Here is a 21,580-nt window from a genome sequence, read left to right on the forward strand (position 1 = left end):
TCCTAGTCAGCAGAATAGGCTTGAGATAAATTGCAGTGTTGGGCTTCAAGTGCGGACTGCACTTCGACCACGTCATCAAACCAGTGTCGGACGCCATCAATTTCCTGATAGTTTTCATGGCCCTTTCCGGCAATGACTACAATATCGCCAGCTTGTGCCTGTTGCACTGCATATTTGATTGCTTCACGCCGGTCGCGAATTTCCTGCACATGATGGTTACCAAAATCAACCCCATTCTTCATATCAGCAAAAATCTGTTCAGGACTTTCTGTTCGCGGGTTATCTGAGGTGAGAATCACCGGGTCAGCATCATTAAGAGCTGCCTGAGTCATCAACGGACGTTTGCCACGGTCGCGATCACCACCACAACCGAATATGGCCCAAAGCTGATTCTGGACATGGCGTTTCAAGGTAACCAGAACCTGTGTTAAAGCATCAGGTGTATGAGCATAATCCACTACAAATAAACGCTCTGCATCACGGATCACCTGCATGCGGCCTGGAGCTCCCTTGAGCTGAGGTACAGTTGCTAAAATATCACTCAGTTTAAAACCGGCCTGCTCTACTGCAATCAGACTAGCCACCAGGTTTTCAATATTAAATTGACCTAAAAGCGGGCTCTGTACCACATATTCACCTGTTGGGGCGATCAGCTTAAACTTCGCTCCTTTCAGACTGTAGTGAATATCAGATACGCGATAATCTGCTTCTGGATGTTGTAATGAGTAGGTCAAAATCTTTGGTCGGGCCGGATTGGCTTGTGCTGTTTCCAGCATCACTGGTGCATAATCATCATCCAGATTGATTACGGCACTACGCAGCGTAGCAAATTTGAACAGCAAAGCCTTGGCATCTGCATAAGCTGCCAAGGTTCCATGATAATCCAGATGGTCTCGACTCAGGTTACTATAAATAGCAATTTCAATCTCGCAGCCATCCAGACGGCCCTGCTCCAGGCCATGTGAGCTGGCTTCGAGAGCAACAAAATTCGCACCCTGAGAGGAAAAATCATGCAGGGCATTTTGTAGCTGTAACGCATCTAGTGTGGTATGTGTTGAAGCGACCAGATGCGGTAAAATACCATTACCAGTTGTTCCCATTACAGCACAGGGCTGCTTCTGGAAGCTGATCAGTTCTGCTATCAGCCGGGAAATAGTGGTTTTACCATTAGTCCCTGTGACAGCTAGAATTCGGGCAGAATTTACCGGCTGGGTAGCCTGTAAATACTGTTTTTGCCACCCACCCATCCATTGTCTGACCTGGGGACAAACCCATGCTGTGGTCACCCCGAGATCAGATTCGGAAATAATACCAAGAGCACCTTGGCTTAATGCATTTTCCGCAAAAATACGAGTTTTATTAGAATGACTTAAGCTATCTAAAGCAATAAAGATCTGTCCTGCCTGTACTTTACGGCTATCCAGACAAAAACCGCTAAATGGCTGATTCGCCCACTCTACGTTGGCGTTACCTGGATATATTTCATTAAATGTAATTGTCATGCATCACCTGATTTACGGTTCCTGTGGAACATCGAGCGGCTTATCTAATGGCACATTCATCAAACGGAGTGATTCCTGCATTACCCTGGCAAATACTGGCGCAGCCACCAGACCGCCATAATATTTTCCTTTCGGATTTTCTACGACCACAAAAATAGCCAGTCGTGGATCACTTACTGGTGCTACACCAGAAAACAGAGCGCGGTACTCATTACTCGAATAACCCTTACGGTCAGCTCGCAGTTTATGGGCCGTACCTGTTTTACCTGCAACACGGTAACCGGGAATATTAGCCTGACGTGCAGTTCCTCCAGGTAATGTTACCTGTTCCATCATCAGGAGTACCTGATCAGCGATTTTAGGTTCAAGAAGCTGCTCACCTTTAGGCGGTTCATCCAGCTTATAAAGGCTAAGAGGCATTTTTACACCATGATTTGCCAGCATGGCATAGGCCTGTACCATTTGTAGTACAGTGGCATTAATACCGTAACCATAAGACATAGTGGCTACTTCTGAAACATTCCATTTACTTGGTGGTAAAATCAGGCCTGTACTCTCACCCGGGAACTTCACAGCTGAACGTTGTCCGAAACCAATTCGCTTAAAAAATGTCGGAAGAGTTGAATAGGGCAAAGATAAAGCCATCTTCGCCACACCAACGTTTGATGACTTGATAATTACACCAGTTACACTAAGCTGGCCATAACTATGCGTATCACGAATAGTATGGTTACCGACCCGCATTGAGCCTGAGCCTAAATTAATAATGGTATTTGGTGTATATTTACCACTTTCTAGCGCCGCAGCCACACTTAATGGCTTCATGGTAGAACCCGGTTCAAACATATCGATTGCACCGCGGTTTCGCATGGCATCTTTATTGGCCAGTCCATTTTTATCATTCGGGTTATAAGAGGGCCAACTGGTCATGGCCAGAATCTCACCGGTTTTAACATCTACTGCAATAGCGCTGGCCGAGCGGGCATTGTTGGCGATGCCTGCAGCTGTAAGTTCACGATAAAGAATATATTGCAAACGTGAGTCAATACTCAGTGTAATATTTTCACCCGGTTCAACTTCTTTAATAACCTCGGTTACCTTCAACCGGTTACCGCGTTTATCACGGATAACTTTCTGCTCACCATCGACACCAGCCAGCCGTTTGTTAAGCTGCATTTCCAGGCCTTCAATACCGGTCCCTTCACTATTGGTCAAACCAATAATCTGAGCATTTGGCTGTGGCTGCGGATAATAGCGTTTATAGTTTTTCTCGGCATATACCCCCTGAAAATCTCGCTTGACGATCAGGTCTGCCTGCTGTGGTGGTACTTCTTTTTTCAGAACCAGATAACGTGATCTTGGCCGCTCCTTTAATTTTCTTTTTAATTCGGCCCGATCGATACCGACTGCATCGGCCAACTCATCCAGATTAAGATTTTTATCAGGTAACTGACGCTTGAGTTTGCGGTTATTCGGATCTTTTTTTAACTCGGCTGTAATCTCGTCGTAGAGCTTTTTATTATCAAAATAATCACGCGGGTCAATTACAATTTTCATAATTGGCGTGCTGATCGCCAGAGGTACACCATGACGATCGCTGATGACTCCACGCATGGCTTTTAAAGACTCAGTTCTTAAAATATTGGCATTGGCCTTGTTTTGCAGAAAGTCCTTATTAATAATTTGTACGTAAAATGCACGCGCAATCAATATGACAAAACACAGTAACACCACGCCCCACATTAAATAGAAGCGCCACATATCAAAGGCAAGAGTAGGTTTTTCCGAAATCGACTGCTGTTTTCTTCGTGTTTGCTTAATTCGCTTGTCTACCATACAGCATGCCTTATTTTTTTTGCTCAGAAGTCATAGGTAAGGAAATCACCACAGTTTGTGAAGCCGGCGGAGAATACATACGCAACTGGGTTACTGCCCGGGTTCCAATCTGGGCAGTGGCACCAAAAGTCTGTTGTTCAATCAGCAGGCGTCCCCATTCTGCGTTCAGGTCATCCCTTTCACGCATATAGGAACTCAGATCTCGGTAATCATGACGATATTGAAAAACCTGAAAAACCACCATGACCGCACTCATAAAAACCAGCAGTACCAGAACTGTGTAAACCACAATTTTCTTGAGAGCCGGTTTCTGCAAGAGAGGTTGTTCAGCTTTTTCTTCAACAACTTTTTTTTTCATTGTGCGCCTTACTATGCTAAGCGTTCTGCTACTCTTAACCAAGCACTACGTGAGCGTGGGTTTTCTTTAACTTCGGCATCACTGGCTTTAATACGTGAAATTTTCTTCAAACGGCGAGTGTCCTGCTGTATTTGCGGCATTCCCCAGCCTGAATCTTCGGCCAAACTTGATTCTTTTTGTATAAACTGTTTGATCAGACGGTCTTCCAGTGAATGGAAACTGATTACCGCCAAGCGTCCATGTGGTTTAAGAATATCGACTGCCTGTGGTAGAAACAGCTCAATATCCTCTAATTCTTTATTGATGGCAATACGAATAGCCTGAAAGGTACGCGTAGCAGGATGCTTGTGTTTTTCCCATTTTGGATGGGCAGCTTTCACGAGTTCAGCCAGCTGGCCAGTGGTTGCAATGTAACCTGCCTGTTTAATTGCGCGGGCTAGGCGGCGACTGTAACGCTCTTCCCCATACTGATAAATAATATTGGCTAATGCCTCTTCTTCAATATTGCCCAGCCACTCTGCTGCGGTTTGGCCTTGGGAATTATCCATACGCATATCTAAGGGTCCGTCTTGCATAAAGCTAAAACCGCGTTCAGCCTGGTCAAGTTGTGGCGATGAAACCCCTAAATCTGCCATGATCCCATCGACTTCAGTTATACCAATTTTTTCAAGCTCCTGTTTAAGATCAGCAAAACTGGCATGAATAATTTTAAAGCGAGCGTCCTGCTGCTCGAGCTCGGCAGCAACAGCCAAAGCCTGAGGATCTTTATCGAAGGCATAAACCTGAGCATCTGTATTGAGCTGAGCCAGTAATTCACGGCTATGGCCACCTCGGCCGAAGGTTGCGTCTACATAAATTCCTGTATTGCGCTCTGCCAGTACGGCAGCAACAGTTTCATGGAGTAATACAGAAATATGCGACATAAGATCGGTTCAGACAGCTAAAAATTTAACTGCACATTATTACCCTGTTTTTATAAAGCTCCAAATGGCTTTTTGTAGGGAAATATTATTTTCTATAGAGAAAACCGTTTTGCCGATCTTTTTTAAAGCATCATTAAAAAGCCCTGACAGAATTATTCTGCTACAGGGCTTTTCCAGAGGAACTACTTGAACGACGAATGGTTAGCGACGATCATTATAAATCTGGTCAAATGTTGCCCCATTTACAAAATGGGTTTGCTGTGCCTTGCTCCATCCCCCGAATACTTCATCAATCGTGAAAGTTTTCAGCTTAGGAAATTGAGCAGCATATTTCGCCATAACTTTCTGGTTACGTGGCCGATAATAGTATTTTGCTGCCATTTCCTGACCCAAAGGAGAATACAGATAATTAATATAGCCGGTAGCCAGCCATTTATTACCATTTTTTTCAACTGTCTTGTCAACAATTGCAACCGATGGTTCCGTTAAAATTGAAATTGATGGATAAACAATATCATATTTATCACGGCCTAAAGTTTTAAGCGTGACTAGAGCTTCATTTTCCCAGGTTAGCAGTACATCACCCATGCCACGTTCGGCGAATGTCGTCATAGAGGCACGTGCAGCAGAGTCCATCACCTTGACATTCTTATACATGCTTTTAACAAACTCTCGTGCCTTAGCATCATTACCGCCCGGCTGTTTCAGCGCATAGCCCCAAGCCGACAGATAAATCCAGCGTGGCAAGCCGCCTGTTTTAGGGTTAGGTGTAATAATCTGCACACCCGGTCTGGTCAGATCTTTCCAGTCCTGAATTTTTTTCGGATTACCTTTACGTACCATAAAAACGATGGTTGAAGTATAGGGTGCAGAATTATAAGGAAATTCTTTTTGCCAGCCTGCTTTAATCTGGCCAGATTTTACAATCTCATTAATGTCATTTGCCAAGGCTAAAGTCACTACATCACCTTTTAAACCATCAACTACTGAGCGTGCCTGTTTACCTGAACCGCCATGTGACTGTTTAAATTCAACTGTTTGTCCAGTACGGCTTTTCCAGTAAGCACCATATGACTTATTGAACTCATCATAAAATTCACGTGTCGCATCATATGAGACATTCAAAAATTGACGGTCAGCAGCTTGTGTAACTGAACCACATAGTATTAAGGTGGCTAACATGCCACCTTTTAAACCCCATTGGAAATGCTTTCTCATTTACTTCTCTAGGTCACTTGATAAACAATTTGCAATATACTGAAAATTTTTATAAAACAACAACTCATTATACGGTTGAGTATTGCATTCCCTTCAATTGATTAAGTTCTACAGTCCTTGATTTTTCTATAATGTTGTTTTAGGCACACTTATCATGTTTTCTCTAACCGAAACTCTCATCTTTCATTGAGCTTCTAGTACAGTCAAAAAATCCCAGTGTCTTGAGCACTCTCAAGTTTCCTATTTTCTCTTCACCTTCTCTACACATTTATCTGTTAAAACTACACTTCCAATACAGCTTAGGGTTTATTGTAATTTTTTAACTAGAGTTAGTTTAAAACTTTGTAATGAATTGTGAGTCTATACTGTAACTGTTAAGACAAAGCTGTTTTAATTCATGCGATTTTCGGCAAACTTTATAAGAATTAGCCGATTTATAGGGGGACTCTTCTTACATGAACATGAATTTATTTAAGATTTTTTACTTAAGTTTGAGTATGCTTACACTCAGCCAGATGGGGCATAGCGCAGTTATTGTACAAGGCAACAGTCTTAAAAATCAGGATTTATCTAAAATACCTGGTTCTACCCATGCTCCTGCTAAAACAGGCTCTCTTATTGAAAAAGCTTTAAACCAGCGCCAATCTGAGAAAACTACGCCTTCAGTTGACAGATCCGAGCTGGATTTAAAAATGTTGACTTCTATGCGTGCTGCTCCTACCCAGAATTTTCTGGCGGCACAGAACCAGCGTTTCAGCCGTCTGGTACAGATAATTTTTCCACAGCAAACCTCTTAATTTTATAATTTTCATAGTCTTTTCTAGCCTGACCTGCCTGGGGTGAATTAACCCTTAAGCTGTCAGGCTTTTTCGTTATAATAGTCTTAATCTGTTATTGAAAATTAAGAGTTATGAACGTCCGCACCCGTATTGCTCCTTCTCCAACTGGCTTTCCCCATGTTGGTACTGCTTATATCGCCCTGTTCAATATGTGCTTTGCCAAGCAGCATGGAGGCGAATTTATATTGCGTATTGAAGATACCGATCAGCTGCGTTCAACCCCTGAATCAGAAAAAATGATTCTGGACTCATTAAAATGGCTGGGACTGAACTGGTCAGAAGGACCAGATATCGGTGGCCCACATGCACCATATCGCCAGTCCGAGCGTATGCATATCTATAAACAGTATGCATTAGAACTGGTTGAAAAAGGTCATGCTTTTTATTGCTTTGCAACTCCAGAAGAACTCGACCAGATGCGTGCCGAACAGCAGGCCCGTGGTGAAAGTCCACGCTATGACGGCCGGGGTCTGCAGCTCTCTCATGAAGAAGTTGAACGCCGTCTGGCAGCTGGTGAACCTCATGTTATTCGCATGAAAGTGCCTGCTGAAGGCGTATGTAAATTTAATGACATGCTGCGTGGTGAAGTTGAGATTCCTTGGGCTCAGGTAGACATGCAGATTCTGCTAAAAACTGACGGATTGCCTACTTATCATCTAGCCAATGTGGTTGATGACCATCTTATGCAAATTACGCATGTCATCCGTGGCGAAGAATGGATTCCATCGGCACCAAAACACCAGTTGCTGTACTCCTACTTTGGCTGGGATATGCCAACAATCTGTCATATGCCACTACTACGTAATCCAGATAAGTCCAAATTATCTAAACGGAAGAACCCAACATCAATCAATTATTACCGTGATATTGGTGTATTGCCAGAGGCCCTACTAAACTATCTGGGTCGTATGGGCTGGTCTATGCCAGATGAAAGTGAAAAGTTTACGCTGGCAGAAATGATCGAACACTTTGACATTAAACGTGTATCACTAGGCGGCCCGATTTTTGATGTTGAAAAGCTTAACTGGTTAAATGGTCAGTGGATTAAGGCATTGTCTCCTGCAGAATTGTTAAATACCCTGCTCAACTGGAAGGCAGACCGTAATAAACTTGAAGAGATTGCTGCAGCCATCCAGCCGCGAATCAACCTGCTTTCTGAGGCAGTAAACTGGGCGGGCTTTTACTTCAATCAGTTCCCGAATATTTCCAAAGAACAGTTTGAAAGTAAAAAACTGACTGAGGAGCAGGTTCGTCAAAGCCTGCAATTTGCCATCTGGCGGCTGGAAAGTCTATTTACCTGGAATAATGATACGGTCAGCCAGACTCTAATGGATCTGTCTAACCAAATGGGCATCAAGCTACGTGATTTCATGCCTGCTTTTTTTATTGCGATTGCCGGTTCAACCTCATCCACGCCTGTCATGCAATCTATGGTGACTTTAGGTCCCGACTTGACCTTTGCCCGTTTGCGTCGTGCACTAGAAATTGTAGGTGGTCCGAGCAAAAAAGAGTTAAAAGCCTGGGAAAAACTTAATGAAAGTCTGAAATTGCCGAAAAATGAAGCAGATGATCAAGGCGAGTAAATATTTGTGTTGACGTATGAGCGCAATGCCCCTAATATTGCGCTCACACAAACGCTGGGGTCATAGCTCAGTTGGTAGAGCGCTACAATGGCATTGTAGAGGTCAGCGGTTCGATCCCGCTTGACTCCACCAGAAGCTGTTCTACTTTGTGTAACTGCCTCATAAGTCCCTATCGTCTAGAGGCCTAGGACATCGCCCTTTCACGGCGGTAACCGGGGTTCGAATCCCCGTAGGGACGCCAAATTCTAAAAGCCACTGACCTATTCAGTGGCTTTTTTTATGCTTACACTTTCGGCTTACCTACACTATTCAGTAAAATAGACCGCAAAAGAGTTTAGGAGTTTTTCATGCAATATCGCTGCCCACAATGCCAGAGTCCCAAGATCATACCAGTCAGTCAAGGAACCAATACCACCCGTCCTGTGGTTCCCAAAAGTCTGGTATTCCTGATTCCGGCTATTTTTATTCTATTACTACTGGTGGTAATCAGTATCGGTATGTGGATCTTTGGTGATGGTGCCGGCAGTACATTGCAAATGGCGACTATAGCTGTATTTATTATCTGCCTTATAGCCGGATTCCTGTTCTGGCGCGATTTGCCAGACTTTAAACTGTCCATGCAGGCATTTATGCAATCCCAGAAACAATGGAAGTGTCGTGAATGTGGCCATGAGTGGCAGATCTAAACCCTAAAATAACTTAGTGACTGTGTTCATGATCATTCTGAGGGTCATGAGCAAGTGTCTGACATGGGTCCTCCTCAATCTGTAACGTCACTTCGGTAATACCATGCTCATGGGTCAACATTTCGAGAGCATTTTGATAAAGTTGGTTCCGGTTTGCATGTGGTGCATACAAATGCACAGTTAGATGCACATTTTTAGAAGTAATAGCCCAGACTTTAAGCTGATGAATGCTCTCGACACTATCGAGTTCCAAGAGGTCATTACGCAGCTTTTCAATATCGATCTCTTCAGGTACGCCTTCAAGTAGAATATTGATACTCTGTTTCAGCAATATCCAGGTCCGTGGTAATACCCAGAAACCAATTAGCACTGCGATTAGGGTATCTACCCACATCCAGCCAGTAAAATAAATAATTAAGGCGCCAACAATAACACCAACTGAACCCAAGGCATCACTGAGAACCTCAAGATAAGCCCCTTTCACATTCAGACTATCTTTCGAACTTGAAAACAGAATGCGCATGGAAATCAGATTGATCACTAGACCAATAATTGCCACGGAGAGCATGCCAAGGCTCTGAATTTCGGGGGGCTGGCTAAAACGCTGGTAGGCTTCATATAAAATATAAATAGCCACCACAAACAACATACAGGCGTTGAAAAGTGCTGCCAGAATTTCAAAGCGTTGATAGCCAAAGGTACGCTTATCATCAGCGGGACGTTTAGCAATTTTAATGGCAACCAATGCAATAGCTAACGCTGCGGCATCGGTAAACATATGCGCGGCATCTGATAACAGAGCCAAACTTTGGGTTATAAAGCCCGCAACTATTTCAATAATTAAAAAGGTCGTGGTTAGTGCCAAAGCAAAACCAAGCTTTTTGGCATTACCTTCAGTGACGACTGCATGACTGTGATCGTGCCCATGATGCGCGCCCATTGACAGTCTCCTCGATTCTGAGTGAATTACTTTACAGCTCTTATCCTCTAAGGTAACAGTATGCTACTGGGATATCCAGTTCACTTCTGACAGTAGAACAATATTTAATTTACCAATTTGAGAATTCAGTTAACCAATTGTTACTATGGATTTTTCTATTGGTATGGTCTGAGATGCCAAAATCCTAAAAACAAAAAAAACCAGCCCTCAGGCTGGTTTTTCAGTTGTGGCTATTATCCACTGATTTTTTTATATTTGGCGCGTTTGGTTACAGCTGCATCGCCTAGGCGTGACTGACGATATGCTTCATATTCAGCATAGTTACCCGTGTAAAATTCAGGCTGCTCATTTTCAAACGACAAAATATGCGTTGCAATACGGTCCAGGAACCAGCGGTCATGCGATACCACCATAACTGTACCCGGAAAGACCAAAATTGCATCTTCAAGTGCACGCAAAGTTTCAATATCAAGATCGTTTGAAGGTTCATCAAGCAGGATTACATTAGCACCCTGCTGCAAGATTTTTGCCAGCTGCAAGCGGTTTCGCTCACCACCAGAAAGTTCACCTACACGTTTCTGCTGGTCTTGGCCTTTAAAGTTAAAACGGCCAATATAAGCGCGAGACGCAATTTCGTAATCACCTACTTTCAAGATGTCCAGACCGCCAGAAACCTCTTCCCATACGGTTTTGTTGTTATCCAAGGTGTCACGAATCTGGCCAACATAGGCCACTTTAACTGAATCACCCAGAGTAACTGTTCCGGTATCTGGCTGCTGTTCCCCAGTCATCATACGGAATAGTGTGGTTTTACCCGCACCGTTTGGACCGACAATACCAACAATTGCTGTTGGTGGTACAGAGAAGGTCAGGTTTTCATAAAGCAGACGTCCATCAAAGGATTTACTGATGCCTTCAACTTCTACTACCTTATTACCTAAACGCGGACCAGGTGGAATATAAATTTCAGAAGTTTCATTGCGCTGCTGGAATTCTTTAGAGTTTAACTCTTCAAAACGCTCCATACGAGCCTTGTTCTTTTTCTGCTGGCCTTTGGCATTTGAACGAACCCATTCGAGTTCTTTTTTCAAGGCTTTAGCAAAAGACTCTTCCTGTTTCTGTTCCTGTTCTAGACGGGCATTTTTCTGTTCCAGCCAAGACGTGTAATTGCCCTGGTAAGGAATACCATGTCCGCGGTCAAGCTCCAGAATCCACTCAGCAACGTTATCAAGGAAATAACGGTCATGCGTAATAGCAACAATGGTACCAGGAAAGTCTTTTAGGAAACGTTCTAGCCAAGACACAGATTCTGCATCCAGGTGGTTAGTCGGTTCGTCAAGAAGGAGCATGTCCGGTTTAGATAGAAGCAGACGGCAAAGTGCAACACGGCGGCGTTCACCCCCAGAAAGCAGAGTCACGTCAGCATCCCAAGCCGGCAAGTTTAATGCAGCAGCAGCCTGTTCCATCTGGTTATTCAGATTATGTGCATCCCAAGTCTGGATGATGGCTTCAAGTTTCTCTTGTTCTTTTGCAAGTGCGTCAAAGTCAGCATCTTCTGCTGCATATTCTGCAAACACTTCATCCAGGCGGGCTAATGCATCTAACGGTTCACGCAGACCATCTTCAACATTTCCACGTACATCTTTGTTCGGATCTAGGGGTGGTTCTTGTTCCAGATAGCCGATTTTAATCCCTGGTTGCGCACGTGCTTCCCCAGAGAAATCTTTATCTCCGCCCGCCATGATACGGAGCAGAGTTGATTTACCTGCACCGTTAAGACCGAGCACACCAATTTTTGCACCCGGAAAAAATGACAAAGAGATGTCTTTCAGGATTTCACGCTTAGGCGGAACCATCTTCGACACACGGTTCATCGTGTAAATATATTGGGCCACGCAGGACTCCTCAATTGAAAATCAGAATATCGCAAACTGCGAAAAAATAACCAGCGTATTATACGATGAATACCATGAAAACATAAGGCGTACTCTGGGTATTCTGCGGGTTATCTCATAGCCTTTTGTGACTAAAAATTAAACTCACACCAAGATTTTGAGTTTGCTTAAACTCATCACTATACTTATGAAATAAATAGATATAGACAAAGAATAGGAAAGCTTTATTTCATATTAAAAAATGCTAGACTCGATTAGGTTTTAACCCACATCGAAGAAATAATATGACATATAAAGATGAAACTTTGGCAATTCATGCCGGTTATAGCCCTGAAGCGACGACGAAAGCCGTAGCGGTACCTATTTACCAGACCACGTCCTACTCTTTCGATAATACTCAACATGGGGCCGACCTGTTCGATTTAAAAGTCCAGGGCAATATTTATACCCGTATTATGAACCCTACAACGGCGGTTCTTGAACAGCGTATCGCAGCTCTAGAGGGTGGAATAGGTGCACTGGCACTTGCTTCGGGCATGGCAGCAATTACCTATGCGATTCAGACTATTGCCGAAGCAGGTGATAATATTGCTTCTGTTTCCACCCTATATGGTGGTACATATAATCTGTTTGCCCATACCTTGCCCAAACAGGGAATTGAAGTGCGCTTCTTCGATTATCAGGATCCAGAAGCATTACACTCTCTGATTGATAATAAAACCAAACTGGTATTTGTCGAGTCAATTGGTAATCCGCTTGGCAATATCATTGATCTGGAAGCCATCAGTAAAATCGCCCATGAATATGGTGTACCGGTGGTAGTTGACAATACGGTAGCGACACCGGTTTTGCTCAAGCCTTTTGAATTTGGTGCTGATATCGTGGTGCACTCGCTAACCAAATATATTGGAGGTCACGGTAACAGTATTGGTGGTGCGATTGTCGATAGCGGTAAATTCCCTTGGGGTAAATATCCGGACCGCTTTAAAGTGTTAAATACGCCCGACCCAAGTTATCATGGAGTTAACTATGTTGAGGCGCTTGGTGAAGCTGCTTATATTGCCCGTGCACGTGTTGTACCTTTACGTAATACTGGCGCCGCCATTAGCCCGATGAATGCTTTCCTGATTTTGCAAGGACTGGAAACCTTAAGCCTGCGCATGGAGTGCCATACCGAAAATGCTCTAAAAATTGCCGAGTATTTGAAAGCCCATCCAAAAGTCAAATGGGTAAATTATGCAGGCCTGACAGACCACCCACAGCATGCACTGGCACAAAAATATGTTCAAGGTAAACCTTCGGCTATCTTATCCTTTGGGGTACAGGATGGACTTGCTGGTGGTACCCGTTTTATTGATGCACTGCAGCTCTTTACCCGCCTGGTCAATATTGGCGATGCGAAAAGTTTGGCTTGTCATCCGGCAACCACTACCCATCGTCAGCTCAATGAACAGGAGTTGAAATCTGCAGGGGTTAGCGAGGATATGGTGCGTTTATCTATCGGCATTGAACATGCTGATGACCTGATTGCCGATCTGGAACAGGCACTTGCCGCAGTTTAAGTTATACACAAGCAGGGTCAACATACATGGCCCTGTTTATATTCCCTCAAATACCAGACAGTGTGACTAAAAAGCTTGAACTCGAATGTTTCTGATAATTAGCCCTACCTGATAGCTTTATTTTAATCTGGCATATGTTTTTACTTTCCATTTATGAACTGCTTTTTCAAAGCTTTATCTTTTCAACTATTTTAACTTGTGTTAAAACACAGTATAAACACATACTTAAATTAGAGTAATTGCTCTAAATATTATTTTTAGATTCAACCACTTAACTCTGGATTTTTCCCGTCATTTCGTTAAGATAAAAACCGACTGAGCCCCTTGGCCTATCGCAGGTCATGGCTATAACATATTTAAAAAAATTATATTTATTTTGCCTCAGCAAATTTTCAGCCAGGAAGATCTACGTGAACAACAAATTAGAGAAACTTTTCAAAGACAAGGTAAATGGCAAAGTAGCACTCATCACCGGTGCTTCCAGTGGAATTGGCCTAACTACAGCCAAGAAACTTGCTCAAGCGGGTGCACATGTGCTGCTGGTTGCCCGTACTGAGTCTACCTTGCAAGAAGTTCAGGCTGAAATTGAAGCAGAGGGTGGAAAAGCAACTATTTTCCCATGTGATTTAAATGATCTGGATGCTATTGATGCATGTTCCCAGAAAATTCTGGCGTCTGTAGACCATATTGATATCCTGATTAATAATGCTGGACGTTCTATTCGCCGTGCCGTCCATGAATCAATTGACCGTTTTCATGACTTTGAGCGTACCATGCAGCTGAATTATTTCGGTGCGATCCGTTTGATTCTGAATATATTGCCGCAAATGATGCAGCGTCGTGACGGACAGATCATTAATATCAGTTCAATTGGTGTGCTGGCCAATGCAACCCGTTTTTCTGCTTATGTGGCCTCTAAAGCCGCACTAGATGCTTTTAGCCGCTGTCTGTCAGCAGAAGTGCATTCACACAAGATTGCAATCACTTCAATTTATATGCCTCTGGTGCGCACTCCCATGATTGCACCAACCAAAATTTATCGTTATGTCCCTACGCTGTCGCCTGAGCAGGCAGCTGATCTGATTGCCTATGCCATTATCAAGCGTCCGAAACGCTTGGCTACGCATCTTGGCCGTTTGGCATCTATTACTTATTCGATTGCTCCTGAAATCAACAATATGTTTATGTCAATTGGCTTTAATCTGTTTCCAAGTTCCAGCGCATCAGTGGGTAAACAGGAAAAACTTAACTGGGTTCAACGCGCTTATGCCCGTATTTTTCCAGGTGAACACTGGTAAATATAATTACTTTATCAATAAAAATGCCTCCTATTCTGGAGGCATTTTGCTAGTTTCTTTTATTCCAGAAAATTGACCCGACCGGTCTGCACATCATAAATTGCTCCCACAATGGCTATTTCTCCACGTTCAAGCATCTCTTTTAAGACAGAGCTGTGGTTAACAATATACTGGATATTGTAATGAACATTCAGGGTAGTTACCTGATCAATAAAAGGCCGGTTCAGCTCACGCGGCTGCATAATATCGTAAGCGCTCTGAACCGAATGCATTAGCGGCCCCAAGATATACTGAATATACGGCATTTCTTTAATGTCAGAAATACTTTTATGCTGTAACCGCAGCTGGCAGGCACTAGTTACTGCTCCGCAGTCAGTATGGCCCAGCACCACAACTACTTTTGAACCCTTAGCCTGACAGGCAAACTCAAGAGAGCCTATGACTTTCTGTCCGGCCACATTTCCTGCAATACGCAGGCTGAATAAATCCCCAATTCCGACATCGAACAGCATCTCTGTAGGAGCTCTTGAGTCCATACAGCCGAGTACGGCAGCAATCGGATGTTGACCCTGATCAGCAGTTACTCGGATCTGCCGGTAAATATCACGTTGTAAACGTTCATTTTTCACAAAACGCTCATTTCCTTCCTTAAGCAAGTTCAGTACTTGGGCAGGTGTCAGTTGCTGCTGCAAATCGCGAGTACTGATATCAATATCTAGTACTGCGTCATCCAGTTCATGGTAATGCTGTTTGAATCCGATTAGTTTTAAATCAATCTTGCGTTTAATGGCAGTTTCATTCTGATACTCCTGAATAACTTGATAAATATCTGGATCGATTGAATCGGACTGAGTCGCATCCAGAATTAACCGCTCATCTTTATGAACATGTTCGAGAGCTGAAATGAGTGCTGAACGGTTTAAAAAAGTAACCTGTGAAGGCAGTTCAATCCGTGTAACAATACCGTGCAAATGCTTTTCCTTATATACACGTACGCCCTTATTCAAATTACCGTATAGGATAAAAGCACTACTGACCAATAATCCAATTAGAATTCCAGTGAGCAGATCTGTGAGTAAAATCGCAACTAATGTGATAATAAAAGGCAAAAACTGTTTCCAGCCCTGCTGATAAAGCTTTTTAAAGAGTTTTGGATGGGTAAGTTTAAAACCCGTTAAAATTAAAATCGCAGCTAGAGCTGATAAAGGAATCATATTCATCAATGGCACAAAAAACATCACTGCCAGTAGCAGGAAAATGCCATGAATAATGGTCGAACATTTACTGCGTGCGCCAGAATTGGCATTGACGGAGCTACGTACAATTACCGACGTAATTGGCATACCTCCAATTAAACCGGAAACAATATTGCCTGTGCCTTGTGCCCATAACTCGCGGTTCGGTGGTGATGAACGTTTTTGTGGATCAAGTTTGTCTGCCGCTTCGAGATTCAGAAGTGTTTCCAGAGAAGCGACTACCGCAAGGGTAATAGCTCCGGTGTAAATCAGTGGTTCTGCTAAATAGCTAAAATCCGGGAAAATCAGTACATCTCTTGGAGCTTCCAGTAAATTAGGTAACTGAATCAAGTTATGATTCTGAACTGCCAAAGGAGAACCCATCGACATTAAAATAAAATTTAATAGCGCAGCGGCAACCACAGCTACCAGTGCCGATGGCAGAACCAGTTTTTTAAGAGGACTACTGTCCCAAGCCAGAATTAAAAATAGACTGAGCAGACCAATCAGTGCTGCGCCTTTATCAAGGGAGCTAAAATTTGAAAAAAATGTTCCAGACCAAACTGCTGACCATGAGAAATCATGGATACCCAATAAATAAGGTAATTGGGTTGCTATCAGAATTACGCCAATTGCTGCGAGCAGCCCTAAAATAACGTTATTGGGAATAAAATTAGCAAAAAAACCTAGCTTGAATAGACCAAAGCCAATTTGAAGTAAACCGGCAAAAATAATACACAATAAAAAAGCGGCATAATTGCCGCTTAATTGATCCAGTTGTACCAGCATGACTGCCGTGAGCCCGGCCGCCGGGCCTGCCACACTGATGTGTGAGCCACTCAACACCCCGACGACAATTCCGCCTACAATCCCCGCAATAATACCGGAAATAATGGGTGCACCTGAGGCTAAAGCTATACCTAAACACAAGGGTAATGCGACCAGAAAAACGACAAGTCCAGAGAGTATATCTTTTAAATAAAAGGGTTTTCTCAAATTTAAAACTGACATAAAACAACCGTTTGGAATAAAAATTAGAATCGACTTCGAGGTCAGATGTAACACTAACATCGATGTTTTTATAAAAAGCGAGTTGATATTGTCTGACAATCTTTCTGAATTAAAGCCTGATTATGCTACTATAATGTGTGATTTTTACACTATTTTATTTAACTTTTATCTAACTCTGCCTTATGCTTGCTAGAGTTGGATTTTTTTCATCTTACTTTTTCATTTTAAGGTTTCGAAACCGCAATCCATTAAAAATTGATACGTAGAATTATAATATTTCGCTGGCCGGGTCCAGTCGGCCTGCTCTATTTCAGGCACATAAATTACCATGCCTTGTCGCGCGCGAGTCAATAAAACCCGATACGCATTTAGTAAGTATTTTTGCTTGGCTTCATTTTTAATTTTCTGCCATGTACTACCCTTGAAAGCCTGATACTTCCACTCCTGATCAAAATAAAAATTAATATCCCAAGCAACACAGGTATAGTCAATTTCCAGACCCTGTATATCAAATTCGGTAGCGACCTCTTCTAGGTAATATGAAGAGCGTACATCTGTATCTAGATTTAGAAACCAATGTTCAGGAGTAATTTTACTTTTAATATCTATTCCATCTGCTCTTAAACGCTTTGCCCCAGAGCTTGCTACAATGCCGTAACGCTCCGATCCTTTTGCCCTGGTTTTTAACCATTGCTTAGCTTGCTTCAAATTTCTGCTCAATACGACAGGATAATCAGAACTGATCTCTGAATAGAGCTGTTGAGCAGCCTGAGAATTCCCCTCTAAAATATATTGAATTAATTGTGATACCCGCTCACTTCTAAATGAACGTACAGAGACAGCTAAATGTAAATCCTGTTCATTAATGCCTGTAGTTTGTAGCCAGTTCCTATGTTCTGTAGAGTCCAAATAAACGCTGTCTTCTAATATCTTTTCGGAATAATAAATTTGCCACTCAGAAAACTTCTGTTTCAAGGCTTCTAACCATTCAGTAACGCCAGCTTCTCCTGTATTGATTTCTTGACCACCACCGATTAAACAGACTACAACACACCAATCTATATGCCGATTCATCACATTGATCAAAAACTCGGGTTCAGACATAGTAAAATTATCAATTCCCTTTTTGAGTTTCATAAAATTGGAAACCTGTTCTTTTTGCCAGGCCCGCTGCGCCTCATCAAAAACCACTACCTGCTCAACAGGTATTTCTGTAGAGCGTAAATAATAATCTCGAAAATGATGAATATTCTGTATAAACGCTTTTGCTGAACGCTCTGCCGCTAGACGACTTTTTGACAGGCCCTGCAATTTAAAATTTTTTACTGTATCGCGCACCAATGCTTCACGTAATACATCGACCAATGGCCCATTACCTGAAAGAAAAACAGCATGCTCTGTCTGATCCTTTTTCAATCGCTGATTCGCAATATTTAGACCAGCAAGCGTTTTGCCTGCACCCGGTACCCCGGTTAAAAAGCAGATCGACTTTATGTTATTCTGCTTGGAGTATTCAATGATTTCCTCAATCTTATTAGAGGTAATTTCAAGATTAATCGTACCTGCATCACTACGAGAAATCTCTTGGACTTGATGGCCTTTATATAAAGCTTGTGCTGCTTCAATAATTGTCGGTGTCGGTTTGTAGGGAGCTTCCAGCCAAGATTGGGTATTAATGACTGAATTATGAGAAAATTGCTGAATAATTTCAGAAAATATCTCTCCAAAATTTTCTGCATTACAGCATGCTACCTCATTTAATGAGGCTATTTCCTCCCAATTCTGCCTAGTTTCTGCTGCCTGTGTAGCCACCAAAACTGGAATTACTTTCTGATTATGACTACCTGCATGAAAATTAAGTAAGTCCAAACAGTAATCAATTACTTGTATTTGTGCTGAGTGACTGTATTGCGTATCTCCCACTTTGAATTCAATGACCAAAATTAAATCTTGAATGATCAAAATATTATCTACACGTTTCCCCATACGTGGAATATGAAATTCAAAAAAGATCTCGCCTTGATCAAGTATACAAAGAGCTCTCTTTAAAATCGTAATTTGCTTAAGCCATGCACTTTTTTGTAATTCATCAAGACTGAACTCATGCTGATAAGCCAGTGAACCTAATATAGCCTCTTCATTTTCATTCCTGAATTCTAAAAAATTATTCTGGTAGTAACTTTGTGCAAGACCCATTCTTTTTAGCCAAACTTTCTTCAATTTATTTTAGATAAAAAAGAAAACCTCCCACTTGGGAGGTTTCCGTTTACTTCGCAGAGATTATTTAGATCCTTTAATACCTGCTTGCAATAATAAAGCGCCTAATCCGCCAATTTTCTGTTCCTGCGGTTTAGCTGCCTGTGGTTTCTTCCCTTGTGAGCGTTCACCTTGCGGACGGGCATGTTGAGGACGTTTACCTTGTGGCTTACGCTCAGGACGCTGCTCCTGATTTTGTTCACGACGCGGACGTGGTGATGTTTTTACCGGCGCAGCAGCACCCTCAGGTCGCATAGAAAGATTAACGCGATTACGCTCTGCATCGACCTGAATCACACGTACCTGTACGATTTGTCCCGGCTTTACAATCTTGTGCGGATCTGAAACAAATTCGTTTGCCAATTCTGAAATATGTACCAGTCCATCTTGGTGTACGCCAATATCAACAAAAGCGCCAAAGTTAGTAACATTGGTTACCACGCCTTCCAGTTGCATACCTTCAGTCAGCTGTTTTACATCAGTAATATCATCACGGAACTTGGCAGTACGGAATTCAGGGCGCGGATCACGACCCGGTTTTTCCAGTTCGGCCAATACATCCTGGATAGTAGGCAGACCAAACTTGTCATCAATAAACTGGTTAGGGTCTACCTGACGAATAATTTCACTATTTCCAATAATATCTTTTACAGTAGTGGCTTTGGCTTCAACAATTTTCTCAACCAGACCATAACTTTCCGGATGAACAGAAGATGCATCTAATGGCTGATTACCTTCTTGAATACGCAGGAAGCCAGCTGCCTGTTCAAATGTACGATCGCCCAAACGGGGAACTTTTTTCAAGTCCTGACGGTTGTCGAAGCGACCGTTCTCTTTACGGTATTCTACAATTTGTTGGGCAATTGCTTTATTTAAACCAGCAATATAACCTAAAATTGCAGAAGAGGCGGTATTAACGTCTACGCCCACCGCATTTACACAATCTTCAACTACCGCATCTAACGTTTTTGCAAGACCGGCCTGATTTACATCATGCTGATACTGCCCCACGCCGATTGATTTCGGATCAATTTTAACTAGCTCAGCCAGTGGGTCCTGTAATCGACGGGCAATAGATACTGCTCCACGAATAGACACATCCAGTTCAGGCAATTCCTGAGAAGCCAGCTCACTCGCTGAATAGACTGACGCACCGGCTTCACTTACAGTCACACGGGTCAGTTTTAGATCCGGGTTGGCTGCCATCATTTCAGCCACTACAGCTTCAGTCTCGCGGCTGGCTGTACCATTACCAATTGCAATCAGTTCAATATCAAATTCACGGCACAAACGCGCAAGTTCGGCCACTGAACCTTCTTTATCTTCTTTTGGAGCAAACGGATAAATCGTACTATGGGCGAGTACATCACCTGACTCATTCACTACTGCCAGTTTTACGCCAGTACGTATACCCGGGTCTACGCCCAATGTACGTCGGCTACCTGCCGGTGCAGACAAGAGTAAATGACGCAGGTTTTCTGCAAAGACCTGCATAGCTTCATTTTCAGCAGCTAAACGCTTTTCGGTCAGTAATGAATGCTCAACCTGTGGACGTACTTTACCCATCCAGAACAGTTTTGCAGTTTGCTTGAGAAAATCCTGACGTGTCTGTGGCTGAATTTGATCCAACTGATATTCAACCTCAATACGCTGAATCGCCGGATCATTTTCACCATCAACTTTAAGGCCCAGCACATTTTCCTGACGTCCGCGCAACATGGCCAGTAAACGATGTGAAGGGACTTTGTTCAAATTTTCTGAAAATTCAAAATAGTCACGGAATTTTTTGCCAACTTCTTTCTTCTCTTCACTTGCTACTGCACTTTTCAAAACGGCAGTTTTTGCAAAGTTGGCTTTAAGCTCAGCCGTCAGCGCAATATTCTGTGCCCACTCATCAATAATAATATGCTGAATGGCATCCAGCTGGCTTTCCAGGTCTGGGTACTCTTCATGCGAGAACCCTGCAAGTGCTTCACTCGGGTCAACCTGTTCAGCCAATATTTTCTCAGCAACCGGCCCTAAACCAGCTTCTCTTGCCTTGAAAGATTTGCTGGTCCGTTTTGGACGATAAGGTGCATAAATTTCTTCAAGAGCATTTTTGGTTTCGACGGCCTCGACCCGGGCCAGCAAGTCATCGCTTAATTTATTCTGTTCTTTCAGCGATTCGATGACTTTAGCGCGTCGCTCATTTAAATCACGTAAATAGGATAAACGCGTATCAAGCTGACGTAGCTGCGTATCGTCTAAGCCTTGTGTCACTTCTTTACGGTAACGGGCAATAAAAGGAACACTGGCACCTTCATCTATAAGCTTGATGGCAGCTTCAACCTGATCTGGACGTACGGCAAGCTCGCTTGCCAGCTGCTGAACTAAGTCAGTCATCGTGTTTGATTCCACAAGGATAAATACTAAAAGCTGTGATTATAAAGACCAAGGCC

At 42.9% G+C, this 21,580-nt stretch carries 15 protein-coding genes and 2 tRNA genes; 7 read left to right on the top strand and 10 right to left on the bottom strand.

Annotated elements, in window-relative coordinates; translation table 11 throughout:
- Positions 1 to 2 precede the first annotated feature (2 nt).
- The 5 genes from J502_RS02040 to J502_RS02060 all read right to left on the bottom strand — a co-directional run bounded on the left by J502_RS02040 (position 3) and on the right by J502_RS02060 (position 5,837).
- Entirely contained in the window at positions 3 to 1,502 is a 1,500-nt protein-coding gene (locus tag J502_RS02040) for a UDP-N-acetylmuramoyl-L-alanyl-D-glutamate--2,6-diaminopimelate ligase (RefSeq protein WP_034682943.1), read from the bottom strand.
- A gap of 12 nt (positions 1,503 to 1,514) precedes the next feature.
- A complete protein-coding gene (gene ftsI / locus J502_RS02045; protein WP_005018029.1) occupies positions 1,515 to 3,338 on the bottom strand; it encodes a penicillin-binding protein PBP3 in 1,824 nt (607 codons plus the stop codon).
- A gap of 10 nt (positions 3,339 to 3,348) precedes the next feature.
- Positions 3,349 to 3,696, bottom strand: a complete 348-nt coding sequence (ftsL, locus tag J502_RS02050) for a cell division protein FtsL (RefSeq protein WP_005018026.1) — start codon at positions 3,694 to 3,696, stop codon at positions 3,349 to 3,351.
- Between the two features lie 11 nt (positions 3,697 to 3,707).
- Positions 3,708 to 4,619, bottom strand: coding sequence for a 16S rRNA (cytosine(1402)-N(4))-methyltransferase RsmH (gene rsmH / locus J502_RS02055; protein ID WP_034681760.1), 912 nt, complete (start codon positions 4,617 to 4,619; stop codon positions 3,708 to 3,710).
- A gap of 201 nt (positions 4,620 to 4,820) precedes the next feature.
- Positions 4,821 to 5,837, bottom strand: coding sequence for a sulfate ABC transporter substrate-binding protein (locus J502_RS02060; RefSeq protein WP_005018022.1), 1,017 nt, complete (start codon positions 5,835 to 5,837; stop codon positions 4,821 to 4,823).
- 455 nt (positions 5,838 to 6,292) lie between these two features.
- Here J502_RS02060 and J502_RS02065 point away from each other — a divergent pair, with 455 nt between their 5' ends.
- The 5 genes from J502_RS02065 to J502_RS02085 all read left to right on the top strand — a co-directional run bounded on the left by J502_RS02065 (position 6,293) and on the right by J502_RS02085 (position 8,945).
- The gene (locus tag J502_RS02065) at positions 6,293 to 6,634 is read left to right on the top strand and encodes a hypothetical protein (protein WP_005018018.1); all 342 of its coding nucleotides are present in this window, start codon (positions 6,293 to 6,295) and stop codon (positions 6,632 to 6,634) included.
- Positions 6,635 to 6,747: 113 nt separating this feature from the next.
- Entirely contained in the window at positions 6,748 to 8,259 is a 1,512-nt protein-coding gene (gene gltX, locus J502_RS02070) for a glutamate--tRNA ligase (protein ID WP_034680029.1), read from the top strand.
- A 56-nt stretch (positions 8,260 to 8,315) separates the two neighbouring features.
- Positions 8,316 to 8,391, top strand: a tRNA-Ala gene (locus J502_RS02075).
- A 33-nt stretch (positions 8,392 to 8,424) separates the two neighbouring features.
- Positions 8,425 to 8,500 (top strand) — tRNA-Glu (locus tag J502_RS02080).
- Between the two features lie 106 nt (positions 8,501 to 8,606).
- Complete coding sequence (locus J502_RS02085; RefSeq protein WP_005018014.1) at positions 8,607 to 8,945, top strand: zinc-ribbon domain-containing protein; 339 nt, start codon at positions 8,607 to 8,609, stop codon at positions 8,943 to 8,945.
- 13 nt (positions 8,946 to 8,958) lie between these two features.
- Here the strand turns inward: J502_RS02085 and J502_RS02090 are convergent, their stop codons facing one another.
- Complete coding sequence (locus J502_RS02090; protein WP_034682945.1) at positions 8,959 to 9,885, bottom strand: cation diffusion facilitator family transporter; 927 nt, start codon at positions 9,883 to 9,885, stop codon at positions 8,959 to 8,961.
- Between the two features lie 233 nt (positions 9,886 to 10,118).
- Entirely contained in the window at positions 10,119 to 11,780 is a 1,662-nt protein-coding gene (ettA, locus tag J502_RS02095; RefSeq protein WP_034682947.1) for an energy-dependent translational throttle protein EttA, read from the bottom strand.
- Positions 11,781 to 12,064: 284 nt separating this feature from the next.
- On the opposite strand from ettA, the gene J502_RS02100 reads away from it, so the two are divergent.
- Positions 12,065 to 13,342 carry an O-acetylhomoserine aminocarboxypropyltransferase/cysteine synthase family protein gene (locus J502_RS02100; protein WP_005018004.1) on the top strand — a complete coding sequence of 426 codons (1,278 nt, stop codon included), beginning with the start codon at positions 12,065 to 12,067 and terminating at the stop codon, positions 13,340 to 13,342.
- Between the two features lie 410 nt (positions 13,343 to 13,752).
- The gene (locus J502_RS02105; protein WP_005018003.1) at positions 13,753 to 14,640 is read left to right on the top strand and encodes an SDR family NAD(P)-dependent oxidoreductase; all 888 of its coding nucleotides are present in this window, start codon (positions 13,753 to 13,755) and stop codon (positions 14,638 to 14,640) included.
- Between the two features lie 59 nt (positions 14,641 to 14,699).
- On the opposite strand, the gene J502_RS02110 is transcribed toward J502_RS02105, so the two are convergent.
- The 3 genes from J502_RS02110 to J502_RS02120 all read right to left on the bottom strand — a co-directional run bounded on the left by J502_RS02110 (position 14,700) and on the right by J502_RS02120 (position 21,524).
- The gene (locus tag J502_RS02110; RefSeq protein WP_034671903.1) at positions 14,700 to 16,886 is read right to left on the bottom strand and encodes a SulP family inorganic anion transporter; all 2,187 of its coding nucleotides are present in this window, start codon (positions 16,884 to 16,886) and stop codon (positions 14,700 to 14,702) included.
- A 219-nt stretch (positions 16,887 to 17,105) separates the two neighbouring features.
- A complete protein-coding gene (locus J502_RS02115) occupies positions 17,106 to 19,082 on the bottom strand; it encodes a DUF2075 domain-containing protein (RefSeq protein WP_005024177.1) in 1,977 nt (658 codons plus the stop codon).
- Between the two features lie 84 nt (positions 19,083 to 19,166).
- The gene (locus tag J502_RS02120; RefSeq protein WP_005024174.1) at positions 19,167 to 21,524 is read right to left on the bottom strand and encodes a Tex family protein; all 2,358 of its coding nucleotides are present in this window, start codon (positions 21,522 to 21,524) and stop codon (positions 19,167 to 19,169) included.
- Positions 21,525 to 21,580 lie beyond the last annotated feature (56 nt).

The organism is Acinetobacter sp. 1294596 (assembly GCF_000582925.1).
In the GTDB taxonomy this organism is placed as follows: Bacteria; Pseudomonadota; Gammaproteobacteria; order Pseudomonadales; family Moraxellaceae; genus Acinetobacter; species Acinetobacter radioresistens.

Excerpts from the sequence above, each read along its gene's own strand:
- J502_RS02115 (WP_005024177.1), bottom strand. The coding sequence starts at position 19,082 with ATGGGTCTTGCACAAAGTTACTACCAGAATAATTTTTTAGAATTCAGG.
- gltX (WP_034680029.1), top strand. The coding sequence starts at position 6,748 with ATGAACGTCCGCACCCGTATTGCTCCTTCTCCAACTGGCTTTCCCCAT.
- J502_RS02100 (WP_005018004.1), top strand. The coding sequence starts at position 12,065 with ATGACATATAAAGATGAAACTTTGGCAATTCATGCCGGTTATAGCCCT.
- J502_RS02040 (WP_034682943.1), bottom strand. The coding sequence starts at position 1,502 with ATGACAATTACATTTAATGAAATATATCCAGGTAACGCCAACGTAGAG.
- J502_RS02085 (WP_005018014.1), top strand. The coding sequence starts at position 8,607 with ATGCAATATCGCTGCCCACAATGCCAGAGTCCCAAGATCATACCAGTC.
- J502_RS02110 (WP_034671903.1), bottom strand. The coding sequence starts at position 16,886 with ATGTCAGTTTTAAATTTGAGAAAACCCTTTTATTTAAAAGATATACTC.
- J502_RS02060 (WP_005018022.1), bottom strand. The coding sequence starts at position 5,837 with ATGAGAAAGCATTTCCAATGGGGTTTAAAAGGTGGCATGTTAGCCACC.
- J502_RS02065 (WP_005018018.1), top strand. The coding sequence starts at position 6,293 with ATGAACATGAATTTATTTAAGATTTTTTACTTAAGTTTGAGTATGCTT.
- rsmH (WP_034681760.1), bottom strand. The coding sequence starts at position 4,619 with ATGTCGCATATTTCTGTATTACTCCATGAAACTGTTGCTGCCGTACTG.
- J502_RS02090 (WP_034682945.1), bottom strand. The coding sequence starts at position 9,885 with ATGGGCGCGCATCATGGGCACGATCACAGTCATGCAGTCGTCACTGAA.
- ftsI (WP_005018029.1), bottom strand. The coding sequence starts at position 3,338 with ATGGTAGACAAGCGAATTAAGCAAACACGAAGAAAACAGCAGTCGATT.
- J502_RS02120 (WP_005024174.1), bottom strand. The coding sequence starts at position 21,524 with ATGACTGACTTAGTTCAGCAGCTGGCAAGCGAGCTTGCCGTACGTCCA.
- ftsL (WP_005018026.1), bottom strand. The coding sequence starts at position 3,696 with ATGAAAAAAAAAGTTGTTGAAGAAAAAGCTGAACAACCTCTCTTGCAG.